Origin of the sequence: Streptomyces sp. NPDC005722 (assembly GCF_040630935.1) — a bacterium.
Lineage (GTDB): Bacteria > Actinomycetota > Actinomycetes > Streptomycetales > Streptomycetaceae > Actinacidiphila.
The window spans coordinates 123,982-145,343 of record NZ_JBEXYN010000022.1; the positions used below are offsets into that span (position 1 = coordinate 123,982).

Sequence of the window (21,362 nt, forward strand, 5' to 3'; positions counted from 1 at the left end):
CCGCGTCAGTGCGCCGGAAGTGCCTCGGCGGCGCGGTGCAGGGCGGGCAGGGCGCCGTCCGGGCAGCCGGCGGCGCGCAGTGCCGCGTCGGCGGTCGCAAGAGCAAAGGAGGCGGGGTCGGGGACCGGGCCGTCACGCCGGATGAGGATCACGCCCTCGATGAGGCCGAAGACGAGGCCGGCGCGGACGGCCAGTTCGGCGGCGGGCAGCGCGGCGCCCGGGGTCGTCGCGGCCAGCAGGGCGGTGTACGCAGCCTTCAGTTCGTCCCGGACGGCACGGAAGCCGGCGAAGCGCCCGGCACGGACCTCGGGGAGCAGGTAGAGCGCGCCGAGGTTGTGCGGGCCGTCGCAGAGCAGCGCGACGTCCGCCCGGCACAGCGCCCACAGCCGGGCCTCCGCGGGGGCGTCGGTGCGGGCGACGAGCGCATGGGCGAGGTCCAGGGACGGGCGGACGGTGCCCTCCAGGAGCACGGCGAGGAGGTCCTCCTTGCCGCCGAAGTAGTGGTACATCGAGGCCTGCCGCATCCCGGCACGCTCGGCGACGGCGCGGGTCGTGGTGGCCGCGTAGCCCTGCGTGGTGAAGAGTTCGGCCGCGGCGGTCAGCAGTTCCTCGCGGGCGGTCATGCCGCTGTCCGGCCTCGCCTGCGCACGCGGGCGCCCGACGCGCCGTCCCGTGGTGCTCACGCCCCGATCCTCGCACAGGGGCCCCCGTTCGGGTCCGTTACGGCGGGCGCGCCACCCACCGTGAGGAGGCGTGGTCACCGGCCATCTGCACTCGCGGACGGCAACGAGCCCGCGACCGCACGAACAACCAGCCCCGCTCCGGCGCCTGAACTTCAGCCGCCCACCGGGCCGCACCCCGCCCTCCCCATCCGCAGCCGGCGCCGCGCGCCCGCAGGGCGCGAGACGCCGGGACAGCCGGACAACCGGCCCCGACACCCGCACCCGCCGGGACCCCGCTCCGGCCAACGGCAGCCGAACACCGGCGCCGGGCGCGCCCCGCGGGCGTCAGCCCACCGAGGAGTACGCCACGACGCCCCGCAGCAGCCCGTCGACGGCCTTGCGGGCGTTGCGCCGCACCGGGCTGCCCTCGGGCGCGGCGTCGGCGATCTGGCCGAGGACGTCGATGAGTTGCTTCGTCCAGCGCACGAAGTCACCCGCGGGCATGTCGGCGTCGCGCAGCACCGCGTCCAGACCGTGGCCGGAGGCCCAGCGGTGGGCCGCCCAGGCGAAGCCGAGGTCGGGCTCGCGCTGGCCGACGCCTTCGGCCTGGTTGATGCGGTGGTCCTCCTCCAGGGCGTCAAGGCGGCCCCAGATGCGGACCATCTCACCGAGCGCCTGCTTGGCGCTGCCCGACGGCAGCCGCGGGGGCAGGGCGTCGTCCGCGGAGCGGGACTCGTAGACCAGCGCGGAGGCGCAGGCGGCCAGGTCCGCGGGACCGAGGCCGTCCCAGACGCCGTCGCGGAGGCACTCGCTGGCCAGGAGGTCGAGCTCGCCGTAGAGCCGGGCCAGCCGGCGGCCGTCGGCGGTGACCTGATCGGCCTCGAGGTAGCCGAGGTCGGTGAGCAGGGCGCAGATCCGGTCGAAGGTGCGGGCGATCGTGTTGGTGCGGCCCTCGATGCGGCGCTCGAGCTGCTTGGTGTCCCGCTGCAGCCGCTGGTAGCGCTCGGCCCAGCGGGCGTGGTCCTCGCGCTCGTCGCAGCCGTGGCAGGGGTGCGAGCGGATCTCGGTGCGCAGCCGGGCGATCTCGGTGTCGTCGGCGGCGGCCGAGCGCTGGCGGCGCTGCCGCTGCGGCGCGATGCCGGCCGTGCCGGCCTTGGAGCGCATGGCGGAGGCCAGGTCGCGCCGGGACTGGGGGCTGCGCGGGTTGAACGACTTGGGGATGCGCATCCGGTCCAGCGCCTCGACCGGCACCGGGAAGTCGATCTGCCCGAGCCGCTTGACCTGCCGTTCCGCGGTGAGCACCAGCGGACGGGGGCCGTCGTGGTGGAACGGGTCGTGCCGGTTGTGGTGGCCGGAGCTGCGGCCGGCGGGCACGCCCGGGTCGAGGACCAGCGCCAGGCCGGCGAACTTGCCGGCCGGGACGTGGATGATGTCGCCGGGACGGAGCTTCTCCAGCGCCTCGGAGGCGGCCGCCCGGCGCTGGTTGGCGCCCTGCCGCGACAGGTCGGCCTCGCGGTCCTTCAGCTGTCTGCGCAGCGCCATGTACTCGTCGAAGTCACCGAGGTGGCAGGTCATGGAGGCGCGGTAGCCGTCCAGGCCCTCCTCGTTGCGCTGCACCTGGCGGGAGATGCCGACCACCGATCGGTCGGCCTGGAACTGCGCGAACGAGGTCTCCAGCAGCTCCCGGGAGCGGTGCCGCCCGAACTGGCCGACGAGGTTGACGGCCATGTTGTACGAGGGCTTGAAGGAGGAGCGCAGCGGATACGTGCGCGTGCCGGCCAGGCCCGCCAGGTGGACCGGGTCGAAGGCGCGCTGCCACAGCACGACCGCGTGGCCCTCGACGTCGATGCCGCGGCGTCCGGCACGGCCGGTGAGCTGGGTGTACTCGCCGGGGGTGACGTCGGCGTGGGCCTCGCCGTTCCACTTGACGAGCTTCTCCAGGACCACGGAGCGGGCCGGCATGTTGATGCCCAGCGCCAGCGTCTCGGTGGCGAAGACGGCCTTGACCAGGCCCTTCACGAAGAGTTCCTCGACGACTTCCTTGAAGGTCGGCAGCATGCCGGCGTGGTGCGCGGCGATGCCCCGCTCCAGGCCCTCCAGCCACTCGAAGTAGCCGAGGACGTTGAGGTCCTCGTCGGGGATGGACTTGGTGCGCTCCTCGACGATGGCGCGGACCTTGGCCCGGTTCTCGTCGTTGTTGAGCCGCAGGCCCGCGTAGAGGCACTGCTGCACCGCCGACTCGCAGCCGGCCCGGCTGAAGATGAACGTGATGGCGGGCAGCAGCCCTTCCGCGTCCAGCCGCTCGATGACCTCGACGCGGCTGGGCGTCCAGATCCGGCGCTGCTGGCGGCGCTCCCGCTCGCGGTCGGCCTCGCGCATCTTGCCGCCGCGCCGGTCGCGGCGGTTGAAGGCGCGCTGGTTCTCCGTCCGGGCCAGCCGCACCAGGTCGGGGTTGACGGCGCGCTGCGCCCCCGGGCCTGCGCCCTGCTTCTCCTCGAACAGGTCGTACATCCGGCGGCCCGCCAGGACGTGCTGCCACAGCGGCACCGGGCGGTGCTCGGACACGATGACCTGGGTGTCGCCGCGGACGGTGTCGAGCCAGTCGCCGAACTCCTCGGCGTTGGAGACGGTCGCGGAGAGCGAGACCAGGGTCACGGACTGCGGGAGGTGGATGATGACCTCCTCCCAGACCGCGCCGCGGAAACGGTCGGAGAGGTAGTGCACCTCGTCCATGACCACGTAGCCGAGGCCGTCGAGCGCCTGGGAGCCCGCGTACAGCATGTTGCGGAGCACCTCGGTGGTCATGACCACGATCGGCGCGTCGCCGTTGACGCTGTTGTCGCCGGTCAGCAGGCCGACCCGCTCGGCGCCGTAGCGCTTGACGAGGTCGGTGAACTTCTGGTTCGACAGCGCCTTGATGGGGGTGGTGTAGAAGCACTTGCGGCCCTCGCCGAGGGCCAGGTGGACGGCGAACTCGCCCACGATGGTCTTGCCGGAGCCGGTGGGTGCCGCCACCAGCACGCCCTTGCCGTCCTCGAGGGCCCGGCAGGCCTCGATCTGGAAGGGGTCCAGCCCGAAGTCGTACAGCTCGCGGAAGCCCGCGAGAGCGGTGGCCTGCTCGGCGGCGCGGACCCGGGACGCCGCGTAACGCTCGGCGGGAGACATCTCGTCGTTCATCTTGAAAACGAGACTACCGGGCCGCACTGACAGTCGACATGATCTTTTTGCCGAAGCAAAACCCAGGGCGCGGGGGCCCGGGCGTGTCGCGCCCCGGGCGCCGCCCCCGCACCACGCCCCGGGCACCGCGCCGCGCCCGCGCCCCCGTCCCGGACGGCTCAGATCATGCGGGCGATGTACTCCTCCACCAACGGGACCTTGAAGGCGTCCTTCACCCCGGCCAGACCGCCGGGCACCCCCTTCGCCGGCTTGACGATGTAGCTCTGGGTGGCGCTGGGCCGCCACGGGTCGGAGAAGTCGAGGGCCGGGCCGAGCCCGGGGTCGAACCCCTTCAGCCCGCGGTGGGCGGCGATGATGCCCAGCCTGCTGAGGTCCTTGGCCTCGCAGGCCGACTTCAGGTCCTGGACGGCGACGGCCATCGTGTTGTGCCCGGTCTCCAGCCCCTGGTCCAGCGGGGCCCCCGGGTAGCGGCGCCGGTACTCCTCGACGAGCTCGACGGCCTCGGGGGAGTCGTCGGTCAGCGCCGGTGTCGGGGCGACGAGCTCCAGCATCTTCAGCAGCGCCGGGGCCGCGGGGGTCTTCAGCAGCTGCGGGTCGTAGCCGACGGCGCTGCCGAGGAACGGCACGTCGAGGCCGATCGCGGCGGCGGCGCCGACCGCCGAGGCGGTCTGCGGGGGGCTGGTGCTGATCAGGACCGCCTTCACGCCGGACGCGGCGAGTTCCTTCACCTGCTCGGACAGGTCCTCCTGGGTGGGTCCGACCTTCTTCTCCACGAGGACCATGCCGCGCCGCTCGGCGACGAACCTGGCCCCGCGCCGCGCGTTGCCGCCGTAGTCGCCGTCCAGGTAGAGGATGCCGATCCTGTCGTCCGGTCCGAAGCCCCGGGTGTCCGCCAGGTATTCGAAGCCGTTGACCATGTCGACGTCGTAGGTGGAGTTGATCGTCGTCAGGGCGGCCTGGCCGAGCAGGACCGAGGAGTAGCCCAGCGACGTCGTCATCAGGTCGTCGACCTCGATGCGGTCGAGCAGGGCGTTGATGATCGTCGAGCCGAGCAGCCCCGGCATCGCGGCGATCTTCGGCTCCATGCCGTTGTACTGGACGACGGCCGTCTCGACGTCGTAGCCGTGGTTGCGGACGAGCAGCTTGAGCTTGCGGCCGCACACCCCGCCCTTGGCATTGACCTGGTCGACGTAGAGCTTCTCGGCCTGCAGCACGGAGCGGCCCAGCGAGCCGTACGGGCCGGACAGGTCGGTGAGGACGCCCAGGGTGATGGTGGAGTCGGTCACGCCCGGCCCGATCTTCACGCCGTGCGCGTCGACCGGGCCGTCGTCGGCGACGTTGCCGGTGTCCCCGCCGCAGGCCGTGAGGGCGCAGGCGAGGGCGGTGGTGAGGACGACGGTGGGCCTGAGGCGCTGTTTCCGGGTCACGGTGTGCTGGCTCCTGGAGGGTGGGACCGCGGGGGGCCGCCGCGGACGCGGCCGGGGCCATCGCCCGGGGCCGGTGATGCGGGAGCTCCATGGGAAGAGATGACGGCCGGTTCGGCGAGGGGTGGCGGCGTTTCTGGTCGCGGTTCCCAACGGCCCGGGCGCCGGGCTGTGCAGCGGCACCGCCCGCGCCGTCCCGTTCGGCCACGTGTTCGCTGATGTGAGGGTTCCGTCCGGATGTCGGTCACGTTTGCGTCACCTGTCTTCCGGGCCCGCCTACCAGCCGGTAGGAATGCCGGTGCGGTGCCCGCCGACCTCGGGGCTCCGCGTCCCGCGCCCGGAGAGCCGAGAGGAAGACCCGATGGCCAGGCCCGCGCCGACGCGTCCGGTGAGCACGGCGGCTGCCACGGACACCCCTGGCCAGGGCCACCACGAGGTGCTGAGGGCCGCCGCGTCGCAGGTGCGCGGGCAGGTGGGGCCGGTGGCGGAGCACATCGTCGAGCGGATCCGGGACCGGCACCCGGCCTACCGGGAGCCCGCGCTGGCCCCGGCCGGGTTCCTGGCGGAGACCGAGGGGTCGGTGGCAGCTGTCCTGGACTCGCTCGCCGATCCCGGACGCTCGGCGGTGTCCGCCGAGTACCTGTCCTGGGTGGGGGAACGCCGGGCCTGGCAGGGCTTCCCGCTCGAGCCGATGATGGGCGCCTGCCGTACGGCCGGGGACGCGCTGTGGCTCGCGCTGGTACGTGCGGGGTCGGGCCAGGGTCCCGAGGGGACGCAGCTGATCGCCCGCGCGGCGGCGGAGGTCTGGGACCTGTTCGAGCGCGACAGCCGGCTGATGGCCGACGCCTATGTGCGGGCCCGCGGCGAGGTGACGTTCCACCGGCAGCGCGGCCGCAGGGCGCTGGAGGCCCTGCTCGCCGGGCGGCTGGACGCCGCGGGCCTCGCGGAGGCCGCGGACGCCCTCGGCCTGCCCGGGCACGGGCGCTTCGCGGTCGCCGTCGTCCGCGCCGCCGCCGGTGTCCGGCCGCCCGCACGTCCCCGCAGCGCGGTGCCCTCCCGGGTTCGGGTGCACCGCGCGTCGCTCCCGGCCGGCGGCGAGGTGCTGCTCGCCGAGCTGGACGACCTGGCCGTCGGCGACTTCGCGGCGGCGCTGGAGGTACCCCCCGGGACGCGGGCCGGGCTGAGCCCGGAGGTGGACCGGCTGGGCGAGGTCGGGCACGCCAGGGAACTGGCCGAACTGGCGTTGCGCACCTGCACCCGGGACGGCGAGGTGGCCGTCCTCGACCGCCGCTACCCGGCCGGGCTGCTCGCCCGCCGCCCGGACGTGGCGAGCGAGGTCGCCGCCGGAGTGCTGGGCGGCCTGCGCGAGGCCGACGCCGCGGAGGCCACCGTGCTGCTGGAGACCCTGGAGGCGTGGGTGGAGGCGGACGGCTCCGTCGAGCGGGCCTCGGCCGCCCTGTTCTGCCACGCCAACACCGTGCGCCGGAGGCTGCGGCGGGTGGAGGAGCTGACCGGCCGTTCCGTGGCGCGCCCGCGGGACGTGGTCCATCTGGCCCTCGCCCTGGACGCCGAGCGGATCCGCACGACGCACGACCCGGGAGCGGCCCGGTGACGGCGCGTCCGCAGGGGCAGGACGAGGCGGTGCGGGAGCTGCTGCGGACGGCGGCGCTGCGCATGAAGGAGCAGGTCGGCGAGGTGTCGGAGCGGGTCATGGCCCGGCTGCACGCCGAGGTCCCCGGTTTTGTGGACCACGCCGACGATCCCGACTGCTCCCTGGACGGCTTCGCGAGGATGATCACCATGCACCTGGACCGGCTCGCCGACCCGGAACGGGTCGCCGACGCGGCCCACTCCGTGCGCGAGGCCGGCCGGCGCCAGGCCGCGCGGGGCATGCCGCCGGAACTGCTGGCGCACGTCTTCGCCGTGGGCGGCGCGGTCGTGTGGCAGGGGCTGGTCGACACCGTCGCCGCGCACCACCCCGCCGGCATCCCGCTCATGGTGCATGTCGCCCCGCGCATGTGGGGGTTCCGGGAGCGCACGACGGCGATCCTGGCGGACGCCTACCGGGAGACCCTGGGCGAGGGCGGGGCCGCCGGCGGCGGGCAGGCCGTCCACGTCCTCGGCGCGCTGCTGGACGGACGCGCCGACAGCCTCGGCGTGCGCGCGGCGGCCCAGGCCCTGGGCGTGCCGGGCGACGGCCGCTTCGTCGTCGCGGTGACCAGCGTGCGGGCCTCGGCCTCCGGCACGCCGGGCGACGACGCCTTCCCGGTGGGCGCCGGCAGCCGGGTGCTGCGGGTGCCCCGCGGCAGGGGCGAGGTGCTGGTCGTCCTGCTCGGCGACCGCTCCCCCGGGGCGCTCGCCGCGCTCCTGGGCGCGGTCCCCGGAATGCGGGCGGGCGTCAGCCCGGTCGTACGCGGCCTGGCCGAACTGCGCCGGGCACTGACGCTCGCCGAACTGGCCCTGCCCACGTGTGCCTCCGACGGCGAGGTGGCGCTCTGGGAAGAGCGGATGCCGACGGTGGTGGCCGCCGCGGACCGGCGGCTCGCAGGCGAACTGGCCGAGCGCGTCCTCGGCCCGCTGCGGGAGCTCACCGACGAGGAACGCGAGTCGCTGCTGGGCACCTTCGCCACCTGGATGGAGTGCGACGGCTCGCCCCGCGCGGCCGCCGCACGCATGGACTGCCACCGCAACACGGTCCTCAACCGCCTGCGCCGTCTCGAACTGCTCACCGGCCGCCGCCTCACCCGCCCCCGCGAACTGGTCGACCTCGCCCTCGCCGTCGACGCGTTCCGCTCCGCTCCCGCGGCCTGAGCGGCCGGGCCGACGGCACCGCCCCGCTACCGGGGCGTCAGCAGCCGCAGGGCCCGCGGGACGGTCCGCGCGGTCAGCGGCAGGGGGCCGAGGGGCTCGCCGTCGGCGTAGCCGGTGACGCCCTCGGCGGCCAGGGTGACCGCGGCCGCCCGGTGCACGGTCACCACGGGGTGGGAGAGGTGGGTGCCCCGGTAGACCCGGGGGAAGACCCGCAGCAGCGTGCTGCGGCTGCACGGCCCGACCACGCAGACGTCGAAGCACCCGTCGTCGAGTTCGGCGCCGGCGCAGATCCGCATGCCGCCGCCGTACGAGGTGCCGTTGCCGACGGCGACGAGGGTGGCCTCGACCTCCCTCTCGGTGCCGTCGTCGAGGGTGATCCGGTACGGGACGGGGCGCAGCGCGGCCAGTTCAGCGAGCATCGCCACGTCGTAGCGGAGCCGCCCGCTGGGCCAGCGCATCCGGTTGCCGCGGTCGTTGACGCGGGAGTCGAAGCCGGAGGCGAGGACCGTGCCGAACCACCGGTCGCCGACGCGGCCGAGGTCGATCTCGCGGACGGACCCCTGCGTCAGCGCCCGGGCGACGGCCTCCCCGGCGACGGCGGGCTCGCGTACCGGCAGCCCGGTCGCCCGGGCGAAGTCGTTGCCGGTGCCGACGGCGACGACGCCCAGCGGCGTTCCGGTGCCGGCCACGGCCTGCAGGGCGAGCGACACCATGCCGTCGCCGCCCACCGCGACCAGTGCCCCGGTGCCCTCCGCGACGGCTTCGCGGGCCCGCGCGAGGGCGTCCGCCGCGTCGGTGCCGACGACGGTGCGCACGGCGAAGCCCGCCCGGCGCAGTGCGTCGGCGGCCGGTCCCGCGGCAAGGGCGCCCCGTCCGCGGCCGGCGGTGGGGTTGGCGACGATGGTGATCTCGCTGGTCACGCGCGGACCCTACCGTGCGGTAGCCGGAGCGTCGAGATCACCGGCGCCCCTTCTTCCGGAAGGCCCGCCGGCGCCGCCCGACGCCCGCGCCGTACGACGGCGGGGCCCCGCCCGGAGGTCCGGGCGAGGCCCCGCCGGGGGCCACGCGGTGTCAGGTCGCGTCGTCGAAGTCGCCGGAGCGGCGTCCGTCCTCGACGGGCCCTGCCTGCTCGGGCACGGAGGCCGAGACGCGCTCGCCGGGGCCGATCGGCTCCGGTGTGAGGTCCAGCTCGGAGGCCTCGTCGTCGGAGAGCCCGGCGTCGGGGTTGCGCCAGCGCCGGCGGCGGTCGTTCAGCAGGGAGAACGCGACCGCGCCGAAGTAGAGGACGACGATGGGGCCGGACAGGGCGATCATGCTGACCGGGTCGGTGGTCGGCGTCGCGACGGCACCGAAGACGAAGACGCCCATGACCACGGCGCGCCACCAGCCCGCCATGCGGCGGCCGGTGACCATGCCGACCATGTTCAGCATGACCAGCAGCAGGGGCAGTTCGAAGGCGATGCCGAAGACCAGCACCATACGGATGGTGAAGTCCAGTACGCCGTCCAGCTTCAGCAGGTTGGACGAGCCCTCGGGCGTGAAACTGATCAGCACCTTGATGCTGACCGGCATGATCTTGTAGGCGAGGAAGGCGCCGCCCAGGAAGAGCGGGAGCGCCGCACCCACGAACGCGTAGGTGTACTTGCGCTCGTGACGGTGCAGGCCGGGGGCGATGAACGCCCACAGCTGGTACAGCCAGACCGGGCTGGCGCCGATGACGCCGGCCATGAAACAGACCTGCATCGTGAGCGCGAACGGCGCCGTCAGCGAGTCGAACGTGACGATGGCGCAGTTGCCGCCGCTGCTGACGATCCCGGGACCGCACTTGGGCACCGGGGAGGCCAGGAACTCCAGGAGTTGCTGGCTGTAGAAGGCGGCCACGATCGCCACCACGACGATCGCGAGCACGCTCTTGGTGAGCCGGTTGCGCAGCTCGCGCAGGTGCTCCACGAGCGGCATGCGCCCCTCGGGGTCCTTCGACGGCTTACTGCGGGCAGACTTGAGCAACCCAGGTCCTCATCTCACGCGGTGGCCGGCGTCCCCGCCGGCGGACCGTACCTGTGCCGTCGTGTCAGCTCTGCGTCTGGCGCGGCTGCTGGGGCTCGGAGACCGGGCGGGCGCTGTTGACGTCACCGGGCGCGGCCTGGATGGTCCTCGGCGCGGCCTGCGCGTCGGTGGGAGCGTCGGCCTGCGCCGGCGCCTGCGGGGCGGCGGTGTCGTCCGACTTCATCGCCTTCGCCTCGCTCTTCAGGATGCGCATCGACTTGCCCAGGCCGCGGGCCATGTCCGGGAGACGCTTGGCCCCGAACAGCAGCAGAACGACGACAAGGATGAGGATGATCTCAGGGGCGCCGAGCCTGCCGAACATAAGCTTTACCTTCTCACCGAGGCGGCATGGGTTCTTGAGCAGCGAACCCCGGGTCCGTGGACACGGTGTCCGCTCTGGCAGCGATCGTAACGTGCGGGGGTAAACGCCTGGCAATCCCCCGGCGTCGTTGCCGTTGCCGCCCCCGCCGCGCTCTCCCGGGGCAACCTCAGCAGCGTACCTTCCAGGACGGGGAACGACGAGGGTGCGCCGGACAGCGCTTACCCGGCGTTTCCCGGCGCCGGCGACGGGGCGGTACGGCCCGGGACGGACGGTGCCCGGCCGGACGCCGCCCCCGGCGGGGCCGTGCTCAGCGGGACAGGTCGCCGGCGCCGCGCGCCAGCGGCTCCGCGGCGCGCCGCAGGTCCTCGGAGGCACGCAGCAGGCGGTCGCTGCTGCGCCCCACCTGCCGGGCGAGGCCGCGCACCTCGGCGTACACGCGGAGGGCGAGGACGCCGAGCACGAGCAGTCCGGCGGTCGCGAGGCCGACGTACAGGTAGAGCCACCACATGGCAGCCGAGCGTAGCGGTTCAGCCGGTGTGCAGCCGCATCGTGCGGACGCCGCCGTCGGTGAGCAGCTCCACGATGCGGTCGCCGGCCGGCTTGCGCACGGAGACGCCGCAGTCGGGGCAGGTGAAGGAGTAGAAGGTCGTACGGTGGCTGCCGCCGATGGCGAGCCGCAGGGCGTCGGCGGACAGCTCGAAGCTGGTCCGGCACTCGGGGCAGGAGGCCCGGAAGATCACCTCGGGCGGTTCCGCGGCGGGGTCGCCGGCCCGGCCGACCGCACCGAGGGTGTCCAGGATGTCGAGGTCGTCCACGCGGGCGCCCCTCACTCGCCGTAGGCCGCGAGGGCCCGGGCGGCGGCGTCACGGGCGCTGCCGGCGAGGTCGGCCGGGGACACGATGCGGCCGTCGCGGCCGAGCCGCAGCGCGAGACGGCGCAGCGAGCCCGGGTCGGGGGTGCGCAGGGTGATCCGCAGCCCGCCGTCGGGGAGTTCCTCGGCGAGGTCGTGCGGGTAGTACTCGGCCACCCACCGGCCGCCGGGGCCGACCTCGACCACGACCTCCGGGTCGTCGCCGGCCGGCTGCACCAGGCCCTGGGACAGGTCCCGCGGCTCGACCCGCGGCGGGTCGCTGGGCGTGTCCAGCAACCGGATCTCGGCGACCCGGTCGAGCCGGAAGGTGCGCCGGTCCTCCGACAGGTAGCACCAGCCCTCGAAGTAGGTGTGGCCGACCGCGAACAGGCGGATCGGGTCGACCTCGCGCTCGGTGAGCTCGTCGCGGGACGGCGAGTAGTAGCGGATCCACAGCCGGCGCCGCTCCGCGATGGCACGGTCGACGTCCGCGAAGACGCTGCCCTCGGACTCGAAGGTGACCGACAGCCGGGAGGACGCTCCGGCGGCCTCGCCGGCCGCGCCCTCGATCTTGGCGGTGGCGCGCAGCAGCGCCTGCCGGTCGCTCTCGCGCAGTCCCGGCAGGTTGGCGACGGCGCGGGCGGCGACCAGCAGCGCGGCGGCCTCGTCGGCGGCCAGCCGCAGGGGCTGGGCGACGTCGTCCACGTTGTGCCACCAGATCCGCTCGCCGTCGGTGTCGATGTCGAGCAGGTCACCGCCCCGGAAGCTCGTGCCGCACAGCGGCAGCACGTTCAGGTCGCCGATCAGCTCGGCCTCGGTGACACCGAACGCGCGGGCCACGTCGCTCACGCGGGCGCCGGGGCGCTCCCGCAGGTACGTGACCAGCGACAGCATCCGGCGCGTCTGGTCGATCGCGTTGGCCATCTCTCCGTACTCCCCCGCTCAGCCCTTGGCGACGGCGCGCAGCCGGTCCACGACGTCGGCCCGCAGTTCGTCGGGCCCCAGCACGACCACGTCCGGGCCGAACTCCACCAGCCAGGCGTCCAGTCCGTGCCCGTACGGGATCTCCAGCTCGTCCCAGTCGGCGTCGACCGGGAGTATCTCCACCGCACGGGCCCGCAGCGGGTACCCCGAGTCGCGGCGCAGCCGGATCCTGGCGGTCGCGGTGGCGCCCTCGCCGGCCCAGCTGGCCACCGTGGCGCGGACGTCGACGTGGTCGGGCACCTCGGTGGTGAACGCGCCGCCGCGGGTACGGACCCGGCCGGTGATCCTGGAGAGCCGGAAGACCCGCACGGCGCCCCGGTCGCGGTCCCAGCCGGCCAGGTACCAGTGGCCGCGCCAGCACTCCAGCGCCCACGGCTCGACCTGGCGCGGCTCGGGGCGCACCGCGTTGGCCTTGCGGTAGTCGAAGGCGACGGCGCGGCGCTCCCGGGTGGCGACCATCAGCGGCTCGAACGCCGGCTCCGGGGTGGGAATGCGGGGTTCCAGGGCGCTGTGCCCGGCCGGCTCCCGCACGGCGTCCTCGTCGCCGTCGCCGTCGTCCTCGTCGTGGAAGGGCACGCCCGCGGCCCGCAGCTTCTGCAGGGCGCCGCTGGCGGCCTCGGCGAAGCGCGCCTGCTGCCAGACCTTGGCGGCCAGGCTCAGCGCGGCCGCCTCCTCGGCGTCCAGGGCGATCTCGGGAAGCCGGTTGCGGTCGCGGCGGGCGAGGTAGCCGATCTCGCCGTCGAGGCTCTCCACCGTCTCGATGACCATGCCGAGCTCGCGCAGGTCGTCCTTGTCCCGCTCGAACATGCGGTTGAACGCCTCGTCGGAGCCGATCTCGTGGTACGCCTCGATGGACGCCCGCAGCTCCCGCTTGCTGACCGGGCGCCGGGTGTTCATCAGGCACAGCGCCAGGTTCATCAGCCGCTCGGCCTTGGCAATCGCCACTCGACGCAACCTTCTTCCTTCTTCAGCTCTCCGTCGAGACCCTATCGCGGCCGGGCCCGGCGGCTGAAGCGAAGGCCGGTTCCGGTGACCGCCCCCCACCGCGCCCGCTCCGGCGCCCGGCACGACGGAGCCCCCGCCGGGCCGGCGGTGCCGGTCGGCGGGGGCTCCGGATCGTGGCCGGGCCGGACGGGTCGGTCAGACCGACAGCAGGTCCACCACGAAGATCAGCGTCTCGCCCGGCTTGATCAGCGGGGTCGGGCTCTGGTTGCCGTAGGCGAGGTGCGCGGGGATGGTCAGCTCACGACGGCCGCCGACCTTCATGCCCTGCACGCCCTGGTCCCAGCCCTTGATGACGCGGCCGCCGCCGAGCGGGAAGGTGAAGGGCGAGTTGCGGTTCCAGCTGGCGTCGAACTCCTCGCCGGTGCTGAAGGCGACACCGACGTAGTGGACGGTGACGTTCTGGCCCGCCTTGGCCTCGGCGCCCTCGCCCTCCCAGATGTCCCTGATCACCAGTTCGGCCGGCGGCTCGCCACCGGGGAAGTCGATCTCGGGCTTCTCGATGCTCACGTACGTGCTCCTAAAGAGGTGCGGACAACCTGCCTAGTCTTACATCACCGCGAGGATGTCGAGGCTGAACACCAGGGTGGACTTGGCCGGGATGCCCGGCTGCTCCTTGTCGCCGTAGCCGAGGTCCGGCGGCACCACGAGCATGACGCGGCTGCCGACCTTCTTGCCCACCAGGCCCTCCTGCCAGCCCTTGATCAGCTGCTGCAGCGGGAACTGGGCCAACTGGCCGTTCTTGTAGCTGGAGTCGAACTCCTTGCCGCCGTTCCACACCACGCCCTTGTACTGCAGCAGCAGGGTGTCGGTGGGCTTGACCGGCCGGCCGTCGCCCTCCAGCACGTAGTTCGCGACCAGCTTGGTCGGCGCGGCCGTCTTGGGCACCTCGACGGAGGGCGCCGCGCCGTCGGTGTTGGTGCCGACCTTGGGCAGCTTCGCGTCGTTCTGCGGGACGGCCTTGCCCTTGGCGGAGCTCTTGGCGTTGAAGGTGTCCACCACGTCGACGACGAACACCAGCGTGTCCGTGCCCTTGATGCCGGCGTCCGGCTGGCCCTGCGCGCCGTAGCCCAGGTTCGGCGGGATCGCCAGCTCGACCCGGTCGCCGACCTTCTTGCCCACCAGGGCCTTGTCCCAGCCCGGGATGACCCGGCCCACGCCGATCGGGAAGATGGCCGGGGCACCCCGGTCCCAGGAGTTGTCGAAGACCTTCGCCGTGTCCCAGACCTGGCCCAGGTAGTTCGCCTGGAGGTAGTCGCCCCCGGCGACGGTCGTACCGCTGCCCTGGACCAGCGTCTTGACGGCCAGGTCCTTGCTCGGCTGACCCGGGCCCTTGGCGACCGTCGGCTTCTCACCGAACTTCGTACCGGCCGTGATGTCCGGCAGCGGGCCGTCCACGATCTTCACCGGCGCGGTCGCGGACGCGGAACCCGAGGGGGTGGCGCTGGTCGCGGACTTGCCGGACTTGTCGTCACCGCAGCCGGCGAGGGTGAGCAGGCCGGCAGGGACGGCGAGGAGAAGAGAGCGTCGGCGCACGGGGATCCCCATCAGGTCGATCTTGCGTTTTCTGGGCCGCGCGCCACTCTACGACGTGGGCGGGGCCCCGTACGAACACGTACGGGGCCCCGCGTCGTCCACGCCGACGCCGCTACATGCCGGCGATCAACTTCTCCACCCGGTCGTCCACCGACCGGAAGGGGTCCTTGCACAGCACGGTGCGCTGCGCCTGGTCGTTGAGCTTCAGGTGCACCCAGTCGACGGTGAAGTCGCGCCGCTGCTCCTGGGCGCGGCGGATGAAGTCGCCGCGCAGCCGTGCCCGCGTCGTCTGCGGCGGCACGGACTTGGCCTCGAAGATCTTCAGGTCGTTGCAGATCCGCTTGGCCTGCCCCCGCTTCTCCAGCAGGTAGTACAACCCGCGGCGGCGGTGGATGTCGTGGTAGGCGAGGTCTATCTGCGCGATGCGCGGGTGCGACATCGTGATGTTGTCGCGCGCCCGGTAACGCTCGATCAGGCGGTACTTCATCACCCAGTCGATCTCGGTACCGATCTTGTCCAGGTCACCGCTGGAGATCGACTCCAGGGTCCGGCCCCACAGTTCGAGGACCTGCTCGATGACACCGCTGCGGATGCCCCGCCGGTCGCAGAAGTCCACCGCCTTGGAGTAGTACTCCTCCTGGATCTCCAGGGCCGAGGCCTCCCGGCCCGAGGCGAGGCGGACCTTGCGCTGGCCCGTTATGTCGTGCGACACCTCGCGGATCGCCCGGATCGGGTTCTCCAGCGTCAGGTCCCGCATGACCGTGCCCGCCTCGATCATGCGCAGCACCAGGTCGGTCGCCCCGACCTTCAGCAGCATGGTCGTCTCGGACATGTTGGAGTCGCCCACGATGACGTGCAGCCGCCGGTAGCGCTCGGCGTCCGCGTGCGGCTCGTCCCGCGTGTTGATGATGGGCCGGGAACGCGTCGTGGCGGAACTGACGCCCTCCCAGATGTGCTCCGCCCGCTGGCTGACGCAGTAGACCGCGCCACGCGGGGTCTGCAGCACCTTGCCCGCGCCGCACAGCAGCTGCCGGGTCACCAGGAACGGGATCAGGATGTCCGCGAGGCGGGAGAACTCCCCGTGCCGGGCCACCAGGTAGTTCTCGTGGCACCCGTAGGAGTTGCCGGCGGAGTCGGTGTTGTTCTTGAAGAGGTAGACGTCACCCGCGATGCCCTCCTCGTGCAGACGCCGTTCGGCGTCCACCAGGAGACCCTCGAGGATGCGCTCCCCTGCCTTGTCGTGGGTGACGAGTTCCGTCACGTTGTCGCACTCGGGAGTGGCGTACTCCGGGTGCGAACCCACGTCGAGGTAGAGACGGGCGCCATTGCGGAGGAAGACGTTGCTGCTGCGACCCCATGACACGACACGGCGGAAGAGGTACCGCGCCACCTCGTCCGGGGACAGACGCCGCTGTCCCCTGAACGTGCACGTGACGCCGTACTCGTTCTCCAGCCCGAAAATGCGGCGGTCCATGATGAGACCTTACGCCTGATGCGTGGACCTCAAACCGGGTTCGACCACGGCGATTCGATCTTTTTCCGTCCCGGTTGCCGGCCCGGCGGGCATGAGGTAACGCCCACTGGCCAGCAGGACGGCCAGCGCCACCACCCCACCGGCCCCCGCCACGCCGAAGGCCGCCGCCGCTCCGCCGTACTGCGCGGCCGGGCCCGCCACCGCCGTCCCCAGCGCCGCGCCCACGCCGAACGTGGTGACGATCCATGAGAACGCCTCGGTCACCGTGCCCACCGGGGCGTGCCGGTCGACCACCACGAACGCGCAGGCCAGCGACGGCGCGAGGAACAGACCCGCCAGCACCGCCAGGCCCGCCATCAGCGGCACACCCGGCACCAGCGCCAGCGGCAGGTAGCCCACGGCCAGCCCCGCCATCAGCAGCCGCAACCGCCGCTCCGGGACCCCGGCCCACCGCCGCGCCCCGTACACCACCCCGCCCGCCAGGGCACCGGCACCGATCCCCGACAGCACGTAGCTGGAGACCATCCCGCCACCGTGGCCGTCCGCGTACGCCACCGCCGCCACCGCGATCGACCCCAGCGCCAGCCCCACGAAGAAGAACGAGCCGACCAGCGCCCGCATCCCCGGCGCCCGCAACGGCCCCAGCCAGTCCGGGGTGCGCGGCTGCGTCCGCCACGCCCGCGACGGCGGCGCGGTGACCACGCCCAGCGCCCCCGCCACACCGACCACCGCGATCCACAGCAGCGCCGCCGTCTCCGAGAACGCCGCCACGAGCAGCGTCACCAGCAGCGGCCCCACCGCGAACATGACCTCCTGCGCCGCCGCGTCCAGCGCGTAGGCGGCGTGGATGCGGTCCTCCCGCTTCAGCACGCTCGGCCACAGCGCCCGCAGCCCGCCCTCCAGGGGCGGCGTGAAGAACCCCGCCACCAGCATCGCGGCGTACGCCACGGGCAGCGGCCGGGGCCCGGAGAACGCGAAGAGCGCCATCCCGGCGGCCGAGGCCACCGCCGCGGGGAACATCACCCGCGGCTGCCCCAGCCGGTCCACCGCCCGGCCCAGCAGCGGCTGCCCCACGGCGTTGGCGAGGCCGTAGACCGCCGACAGCGCGCCCGCCAGGGCGAAGTCCCCGCCCTGCGCGCGGGTCAGCAGCACGATGCCCAGGGCCGCCGTCGCGTTCGGCAGCCGGCCGACCAGCGTCCCGGTCAGCAGCCGCAACGCGTACCGGGCCCGCAGTAGGTCCGCGTAGCCGGTCCCCATGGCCTCCCCTTCGCAAGTTGTACGTATAACGTCGTGGGTCATACGTACCATGAGCCCAGCCCACCGGTCCAGCCGCAGGACCCCCCGCACCCCGGCCCGAGACCCCCGACGACCACCCGAAAGAGGCCCCCACGGTGACCGACACAGCGCGCCCGACCTCACGCGACGTCGCACGCGCCGCCGGCGTCTCCCAGGCCACCGTCTCCCTCGTCCTCGGCGACAAATGGCGCGGCCGCGTCTCCGCACGCACCGCCGACACCGTCCGCACCGCCGCCCGCGACCTCGGATACCGCCCCAACCTCGCCGCCCGCAACCTCCGACTCGGCCGCACCCGCACCGCGCTCCTGGTCGTCCCCACCCTCACCAACGAGTACTTCGCCCGCGTCTACACCGGCGCCGCCCGCATCGCCGACGACCACGGCTTCGGCGTCGTCCTCTACCCCTCCCCCGAAGGCGTCGGCCCCGCCCGCGACCCCTTCGGCTCCGCCCGCGCCGCCCTCGACGGCATCATCGCCTCCTCCATGGCCGCCGACGCCCTCGCCGCCATCGGCGACGGCGGACTCCCCCTCGTCATGCTCGACGCCGACCCCGCCGGACCAGGCCCCGCCGCCACCGTCAACCTCGCCATCGCCGACGGCATGCGCCAGGTCGCCCACCACGTCCTCGACCTCGGCCACCACCCCCGCGACATCGCCCACCTCGCCGCCGACATCGACACCTGGACCTTCCGCGAACGCGCCCAGGCCCTCGCCGGCGCCCTCGGCACCACCCCGCCCACCGAACGCGCCCCCCTCACCTACGAGGACGCCCGCCGGGCCACCGAACGTCTCCTGGCCCGCCCCGGCCCGGCCCCCACCGCCCTCGTCTGCGACGACGACGTCCTCGCCGTCGGCGCCTGCAAGGCACTGCGCCGCCACGGACTGCGCGTCCCCCACGACGTCTCCGTCACCGGCTACGACGACTCCGCCCTCGCCACCGCCGTCGAACCCGAACTCACCACCGTCACCCTCCCCGCCGACGCCGTCGGCGCCGAAGGCATGACCGCACTCCTCCACACCCTCGCCGACCACCCCGTCACCGCCACCACCACCGAACTCCCCGTCCGGCTCGTCGTACGCGGCTCCACCGCCCCACCACGCCACCCCTGAGACGACCGACGCCCCGGCCGCCGAAAAGGCGACCGGGGCGTCGGGAACGGGCCTCGGCCCGTCACACCTCTCACACGTCCTCGTCGAGCTCCGGAAGGTCGTCGTCGCCCTCCACGGGAGCAGCCGACGGAGCCGGCTTCTCCGCCTTCTCCACCGAAGGCGCCGCCGCCCCCTCCCCCTCCAGCAGACGCGACAACTGCCGGCCCAGGATCCGCTTGAACTTGCGCTGCTGCGGCCGCGTACGGTCCAGCACCGCCACCTCGAGCTGCTCCGCCGTGAGCTGCCGGTCACTGCCGTTGCTGTCCCGGCTCAGCGACTCCACCGCCAGCTTCAGCGCCTCCGCCAGCGTCATGCCGTCACGGTGCCGCTGGTCCAGGTAACTGCCGATCTGATCGGAGTTGCCACCCACCGCCACCGCACCGTGCTCGTCCACGATCGAACCGTCGTGCGGCAACCGGTAGATCTGGTCCTCCGAGGAGTCCGCACCCACCTCCGCGACGATCAGCTCCACCTCGTACGGCTTCTCCCCCACGCTCGAGAAGATCGTGCCCAGCGTCTGCGCGTACACGTTCGCCAGACCACGCGCCGTCACGTCGTCCCGGTCGTAGGTGTAACCCCGCAGATCGGCGTAGCGCACACCACCGATCCGCAGGTTCTCGAACTCGTTGTACTTGCCCACCGCCGCGAAAGCGATCCGGTCGTAGATCTCACTGACCTTGTGCAGGGCGCGGGACGGGTTCTCGGCGATGAAGACGATGCCGTCGGTGTACTGCAGCACGACGACGCTGCGCCCGCGCGCGATGCCCTTGCGGGCGAACTCGGCACGGTCGGCCATGGCCTGCTGGGGTGAGACATAGAACGGCGTCGACACCGGCTATCCGTCCCTTTCTGTCAGTAGCGAGTGCATCTCGGACGACCAGCTCAGAGCAGCGCGGCCCGCGGGCCGTCCGGCAGCTCCAGCCGCCGCTCGTGGACGGCCCGGACGATCTCCGACGCCTCCGCCTCGGTCAGCTTGCGGAAACCCTCGTCGGTGATCACCGTGACGATCGGGTAGATCCGCCGCCCCAGATCCGGGCCACCGGTCGCCGAATCGTCGTCCGCCGCGTCGTACAGCGCCTGGACCACCAACGTCGTCGCCTGCGACTCCGTGAGGTCCGGCTTGTACAGCTTCTTCATCGAACCCCGCGCGAACACCGAGCCCGAACCCGTCGCCGCGAACCCGTGCTCCTCGGAACGGCCACCCGTCACGTCGTACGAGAAGATCCGCCCCTTCTCACGGTCCGTGTCGTAACCGGCGAACAGCGGCACCACCGCCAGCCCCTGCAGCGCCATCCCCAGGTTCCCCCGGATCATGGTCGACAGGCGGTTCGCCTTGCCCTCCAGCGAGAGCGTCGCGCCCTCGATCTTCTCGTAGTGCTCCAGCTCCAGCTGGAACAGCTTCACCATCTCCACCGCCAGGCCCGCCGTGCCCGCGATGCCGACCGCCGAGTACTCGTCGGCCGGGAAGACCTTCTCGATGTCCCGCTGCGCGATGACGTTGCCCATCGTGGCCCGCCGGTCACCGGCGAGCACCACACCGCCGGGGAAGGCCGCCGCCACGATCGTCGTACCGTGCGGCAGCTCGACGGCCCCCTTCACGGCGGGCAGGGTCCGGTTGCCCGGGAGCATCCCCGGCGCGTGCGCCCCCAGGAAGTCCACGAACGAGGACGAGCCAGGCGTCAGGAAGGCAGCTGGTAGACGCCCGGTGCTACGAGTGTTGGCTTCCACACGTTTCCTTCCAGGTAGTCCGCTGCACGGCGCAGCAGTTCTGGGTTGTCCTTAAACTGCCCCAGACCGCCGTTGCAGTTGAAGCAGAGCACTGATCGCACCTTACCCGTACGGTGATCGTGATCCACATGCTGCGGGCCGGGAGTTAGGCAGATCGGACAGATTCCGAACTGCTCCTTGATCTTCGCTTCGACGTCCTCGGCTCCGAGACCGTAGCGCCGCTTCAGGTGGTAGTGCCGGCTACCGCCGTGCAACCGGTCCCGGGACTCACGGGACCTCGCGTTCCGACAAGGTTTGCAGTAGGTGGCGAAGCCGGATCTGGTGTTGCGGTTTCGAGGGAAGGCCGTGAGCGGCAGAACCTGCTCACAGTCCGGGCATCGCCGGCGACCCTCGGGAACTGCCTCACGCGGACCGCGGGAGGGGCGCATCGTACGCCCCTCCCGTTCCGCACGCCGTCGCGCCGTCGCCGCGTTGCGGCGGCTGCCACACGGCTTGCAGTAGTACGACAGTCCGTCGGGCGAAGACTTGGACCGCCAGAAATCCGATGCCGCTTTCGCTTCGCCGCAGTCGCGGCACTGCTTTTCCGGCGCGTCCAAGTTGATCTACTCTCCGCCCTTCTGTACGAACGAACGTACGAAATCCTCCGCGTTCTCCTCGAGGACGTCATCGATCTCGTCCAGCACGGAGTCCACGTCGTCCGACAGCTTCTCGTGCCGCTCCTTGAGGTCGGAGGTGCCCTGCGCGTCCTGCGCGGTCTCCTCGACCTCCTCGGTCGAACGCGTGGCCTTCTGCTGCCCGCCGCCGGTGTCCTTGGTAGCCATGTGTCCCTCACCCCGCTCGGTGTCCATGTCCTACAAGATCAGACCCTACAAGGAGGGTCTGACTTCGGCCCCCGGTATTGC

At 72.8% G+C, this 21,362-nt stretch carries 21 protein-coding genes; 3 read left to right on the forward strand and 18 right to left on the reverse strand.

The features are described 5' to 3' along the window. Positions 1–5: 5 nt before the first annotated feature. From ABZ479_RS24490 to ABZ479_RS24500, 3 genes are all read right to left on the reverse strand, one after another. Positions 6–683, reverse strand: a complete 678-nt coding sequence (locus ABZ479_RS24490; RefSeq protein ID WP_500463553.1) for a TetR/AcrR family transcriptional regulator — start codon at positions 681–683, stop codon at positions 6–8. Positions 684–1,007: 324 nt separating this feature from the next. Then, a complete protein-coding gene (locus ABZ479_RS24495; RefSeq protein ID WP_500463554.1) occupies positions 1,008–3,839 on the reverse strand; it encodes a DEAD/DEAH box helicase in 2,832 nt (943 codons plus the stop codon). 158 nt (positions 3,840–3,997) lie between these two features. Then, positions 3,998–5,266: an ABC transporter substrate-binding protein gene (locus tag ABZ479_RS24500; RefSeq protein ID WP_500463555.1), complete on the reverse strand. Its 1,269-nt coding sequence runs from the start codon at positions 5,264–5,266 to the stop codon at positions 3,998–4,000. A 358-nt stretch (positions 5,267–5,624) separates the two neighbouring features. Between ABZ479_RS24500 and ABZ479_RS24505 the strand changes: the two genes are divergently transcribed. Together ABZ479_RS24505 and ABZ479_RS24510 are read left to right on the forward strand one after the other, a co-directional pair. Continuing rightward, entirely contained in the window at positions 5,625–6,875 is a 1,251-nt protein-coding gene (locus ABZ479_RS24505; protein ID WP_500463556.1) for a helix-turn-helix domain-containing protein, read from the forward strand. Continuing rightward, positions 6,872–8,074 carry a PucR family transcriptional regulator gene (locus tag ABZ479_RS24510; RefSeq protein ID WP_500463557.1) on the forward strand — a complete coding sequence of 401 codons (1,203 nt, stop codon included), beginning with the start codon at positions 6,872–6,874 and terminating at the stop codon, positions 8,072–8,074. Before ABZ479_RS24505 ends, ABZ479_RS24510 begins: the two co-directional genes overlap by 4 nt. 26 nt (positions 8,075–8,100) lie before the next feature. On the opposite strand, the gene ABZ479_RS24515 is transcribed toward ABZ479_RS24510, so the two are convergent. The 11 genes from ABZ479_RS24515 to ABZ479_RS24565 form a co-directional block, all read right to left on the reverse strand. Then, positions 8,101–8,994 (reverse strand): diacylglycerol kinase, encoded by an 894-nt coding sequence (locus ABZ479_RS24515; protein WP_500463558.1) that lies wholly within the window; start codon positions 8,992–8,994, stop codon positions 8,101–8,103. Between the two features lie 151 nt (positions 8,995–9,145). After that, positions 9,146–10,033, reverse strand: a complete 888-nt coding sequence (gene tatC / locus ABZ479_RS24520; protein ID WP_500463559.1) for a twin-arginine translocase subunit TatC — start codon at positions 10,031–10,033, stop codon at positions 9,146–9,148. A 112-nt stretch (positions 10,034–10,145) separates the two neighbouring features. Beyond that, complete coding sequence (tatA, locus tag ABZ479_RS24525; RefSeq protein ID WP_500463560.1) at positions 10,146–10,442, reverse strand: Sec-independent protein translocase subunit TatA; 297 nt, start codon at positions 10,440–10,442, stop codon at positions 10,146–10,148. Between the two features lie 307 nt (positions 10,443–10,749). Continuing rightward, positions 10,750–10,950, reverse strand: coding sequence for a hypothetical protein (locus ABZ479_RS24530; protein ID WP_499603542.1), 201 nt, complete (start codon positions 10,948–10,950; stop codon positions 10,750–10,752). Positions 10,951–10,969: 19 nt separating this feature from the next. Further along, positions 10,970–11,239, reverse strand: a complete 270-nt coding sequence (locus ABZ479_RS24535) for a hypothetical protein (RefSeq protein WP_500463579.1) — start codon at positions 11,237–11,239, stop codon at positions 10,970–10,972. A 29-nt stretch (positions 11,240–11,268) separates the two neighbouring features. Further along, complete coding sequence (locus ABZ479_RS24540) at positions 11,269–12,216, reverse strand: helix-turn-helix transcriptional regulator (RefSeq protein WP_500463561.1); 948 nt, start codon at positions 12,214–12,216, stop codon at positions 11,269–11,271. Positions 12,217–12,234: 18 nt separating this feature from the next. Continuing rightward, positions 12,235–13,221, reverse strand: a complete 987-nt coding sequence (locus tag ABZ479_RS24545; RefSeq protein ID WP_500463562.1) for a helix-turn-helix transcriptional regulator — start codon at positions 13,219–13,221, stop codon at positions 12,235–12,237. 195 nt (positions 13,222–13,416) lie between these two features. Continuing rightward, entirely contained in the window at positions 13,417–13,788 is a 372-nt protein-coding gene (locus ABZ479_RS24550; protein ID WP_500463563.1) for an FKBP-type peptidyl-prolyl cis-trans isomerase, read from the reverse strand. A 39-nt stretch (positions 13,789–13,827) separates the two neighbouring features. Then, positions 13,828–14,814, reverse strand: coding sequence for an FKBP-type peptidyl-prolyl cis-trans isomerase (locus tag ABZ479_RS24555; RefSeq protein WP_500463580.1), 987 nt, complete (start codon positions 14,812–14,814; stop codon positions 13,828–13,830). A 112-nt stretch (positions 14,815–14,926) separates the two neighbouring features. After that, positions 14,927–16,288, reverse strand: coding sequence for a Pup--protein ligase (gene pafA, locus ABZ479_RS24560; protein ID WP_431952161.1), 1,362 nt, complete (start codon positions 16,286–16,288; stop codon positions 14,927–14,929). 9 nt (positions 16,289–16,297) lie between these two features. Continuing rightward, entirely contained in the window at positions 16,298–17,545 is a 1,248-nt protein-coding gene (locus tag ABZ479_RS24565; RefSeq protein ID WP_500463564.1) for an MFS transporter, read from the reverse strand. 134 nt (positions 17,546–17,679) lie between these two features. Here ABZ479_RS24565 and ABZ479_RS24570 point away from each other — a divergent pair, with 134 nt between their 5' ends. Next, the gene (locus ABZ479_RS24570; RefSeq protein ID WP_500463566.1) at positions 17,680–18,693 is read left to right on the forward strand and encodes a LacI family DNA-binding transcriptional regulator; all 1,014 of its coding nucleotides are present in this window, start codon (positions 17,680–17,682) and stop codon (positions 18,691–18,693) included. 70 nt (positions 18,694–18,763) lie between these two features. On the opposite strand, the gene prcA is transcribed toward ABZ479_RS24570, so the two are convergent. From prcA to ABZ479_RS24590, 4 genes are all read right to left on the reverse strand, one after another. Then, complete coding sequence (gene prcA, locus ABZ479_RS24575; RefSeq protein ID WP_499603554.1) at positions 18,764–19,564, reverse strand: proteasome subunit alpha; 801 nt, start codon at positions 19,562–19,564, stop codon at positions 18,764–18,766. Between the two features lie 50 nt (positions 19,565–19,614). After that, the gene (gene prcB / locus ABZ479_RS24580; RefSeq protein WP_500463567.1) at positions 19,615–20,460 is read right to left on the reverse strand and encodes a proteasome subunit beta; all 846 of its coding nucleotides are present in this window, start codon (positions 20,458–20,460) and stop codon (positions 19,615–19,617) included. After that, positions 20,412–20,888: an endonuclease VII domain-containing protein gene (locus ABZ479_RS24585; protein WP_500463581.1), complete on the reverse strand. Its 477-nt coding sequence runs from the start codon at positions 20,886–20,888 to the stop codon at positions 20,412–20,414. The genes prcB and ABZ479_RS24585 overlap by 49 nt, the downstream gene beginning before the upstream one ends. Positions 20,889–21,062: 174 nt before the next feature. Next, positions 21,063–21,281, reverse strand: coding sequence for a ubiquitin-like protein Pup (locus tag ABZ479_RS24590; RefSeq protein WP_500463568.1), 219 nt, complete (start codon positions 21,279–21,281; stop codon positions 21,063–21,065). Positions 21,282–21,362 lie beyond the last annotated feature (81 nt).

Excerpts from the sequence above, each read along its gene's own strand:
- ABZ479_RS24495 (WP_500463554.1), bottom strand. The coding sequence starts at position 3,839 with ATGAACGACGAGATGTCTCCCGCCGAGCGTTACGCGGCGTCCCGGGTC.
- ABZ479_RS24505 (WP_500463556.1), top strand. The coding sequence starts at position 5,625 with ATGGCCAGGCCCGCGCCGACGCGTCCGGTGAGCACGGCGGCTGCCACG.
- tatC (WP_500463559.1), bottom strand. The coding sequence starts at position 10,033 with ATGCCGCTCGTGGAGCACCTGCGCGAGCTGCGCAACCGGCTCACCAAG.
- tatA (WP_500463560.1), bottom strand. The coding sequence starts at position 10,442 with ATGTTCGGCAGGCTCGGCGCCCCTGAGATCATCCTCATCCTTGTCGTC.
- ABZ479_RS24530 (WP_499603542.1), bottom strand. The coding sequence starts at position 10,950 with ATGTGGTGGCTCTACCTGTACGTCGGCCTCGCGACCGCCGGACTGCTC.
- ABZ479_RS24540 (WP_500463561.1), bottom strand. The coding sequence starts at position 12,216 with ATGGCCAACGCGATCGACCAGACGCGCCGGATGCTGTCGCTGGTCACG.
- pafA (WP_431952161.1), bottom strand. The coding sequence starts at position 16,288 with ATGGACCGCCGCATTTTCGGGCTGGAGAACGAGTACGGCGTCACGTGC.
- ABZ479_RS24565 (WP_500463564.1), bottom strand. The coding sequence starts at position 17,545 with ATGGGGACCGGCTACGCGGACCTACTGCGGGCCCGGTACGCGTTGCGG.
- ABZ479_RS24585 (WP_500463581.1), bottom strand. The coding sequence starts at position 20,888 with ATGCGCCCCTCCCGCGGTCCGCGTGAGGCAGTTCCCGAGGGTCGCCGG.
- ABZ479_RS24590 (WP_500463568.1), bottom strand. The coding sequence starts at position 21,281 with ATGGCTACCAAGGACACCGGCGGCGGGCAGCAGAAGGCCACGCGTTCG.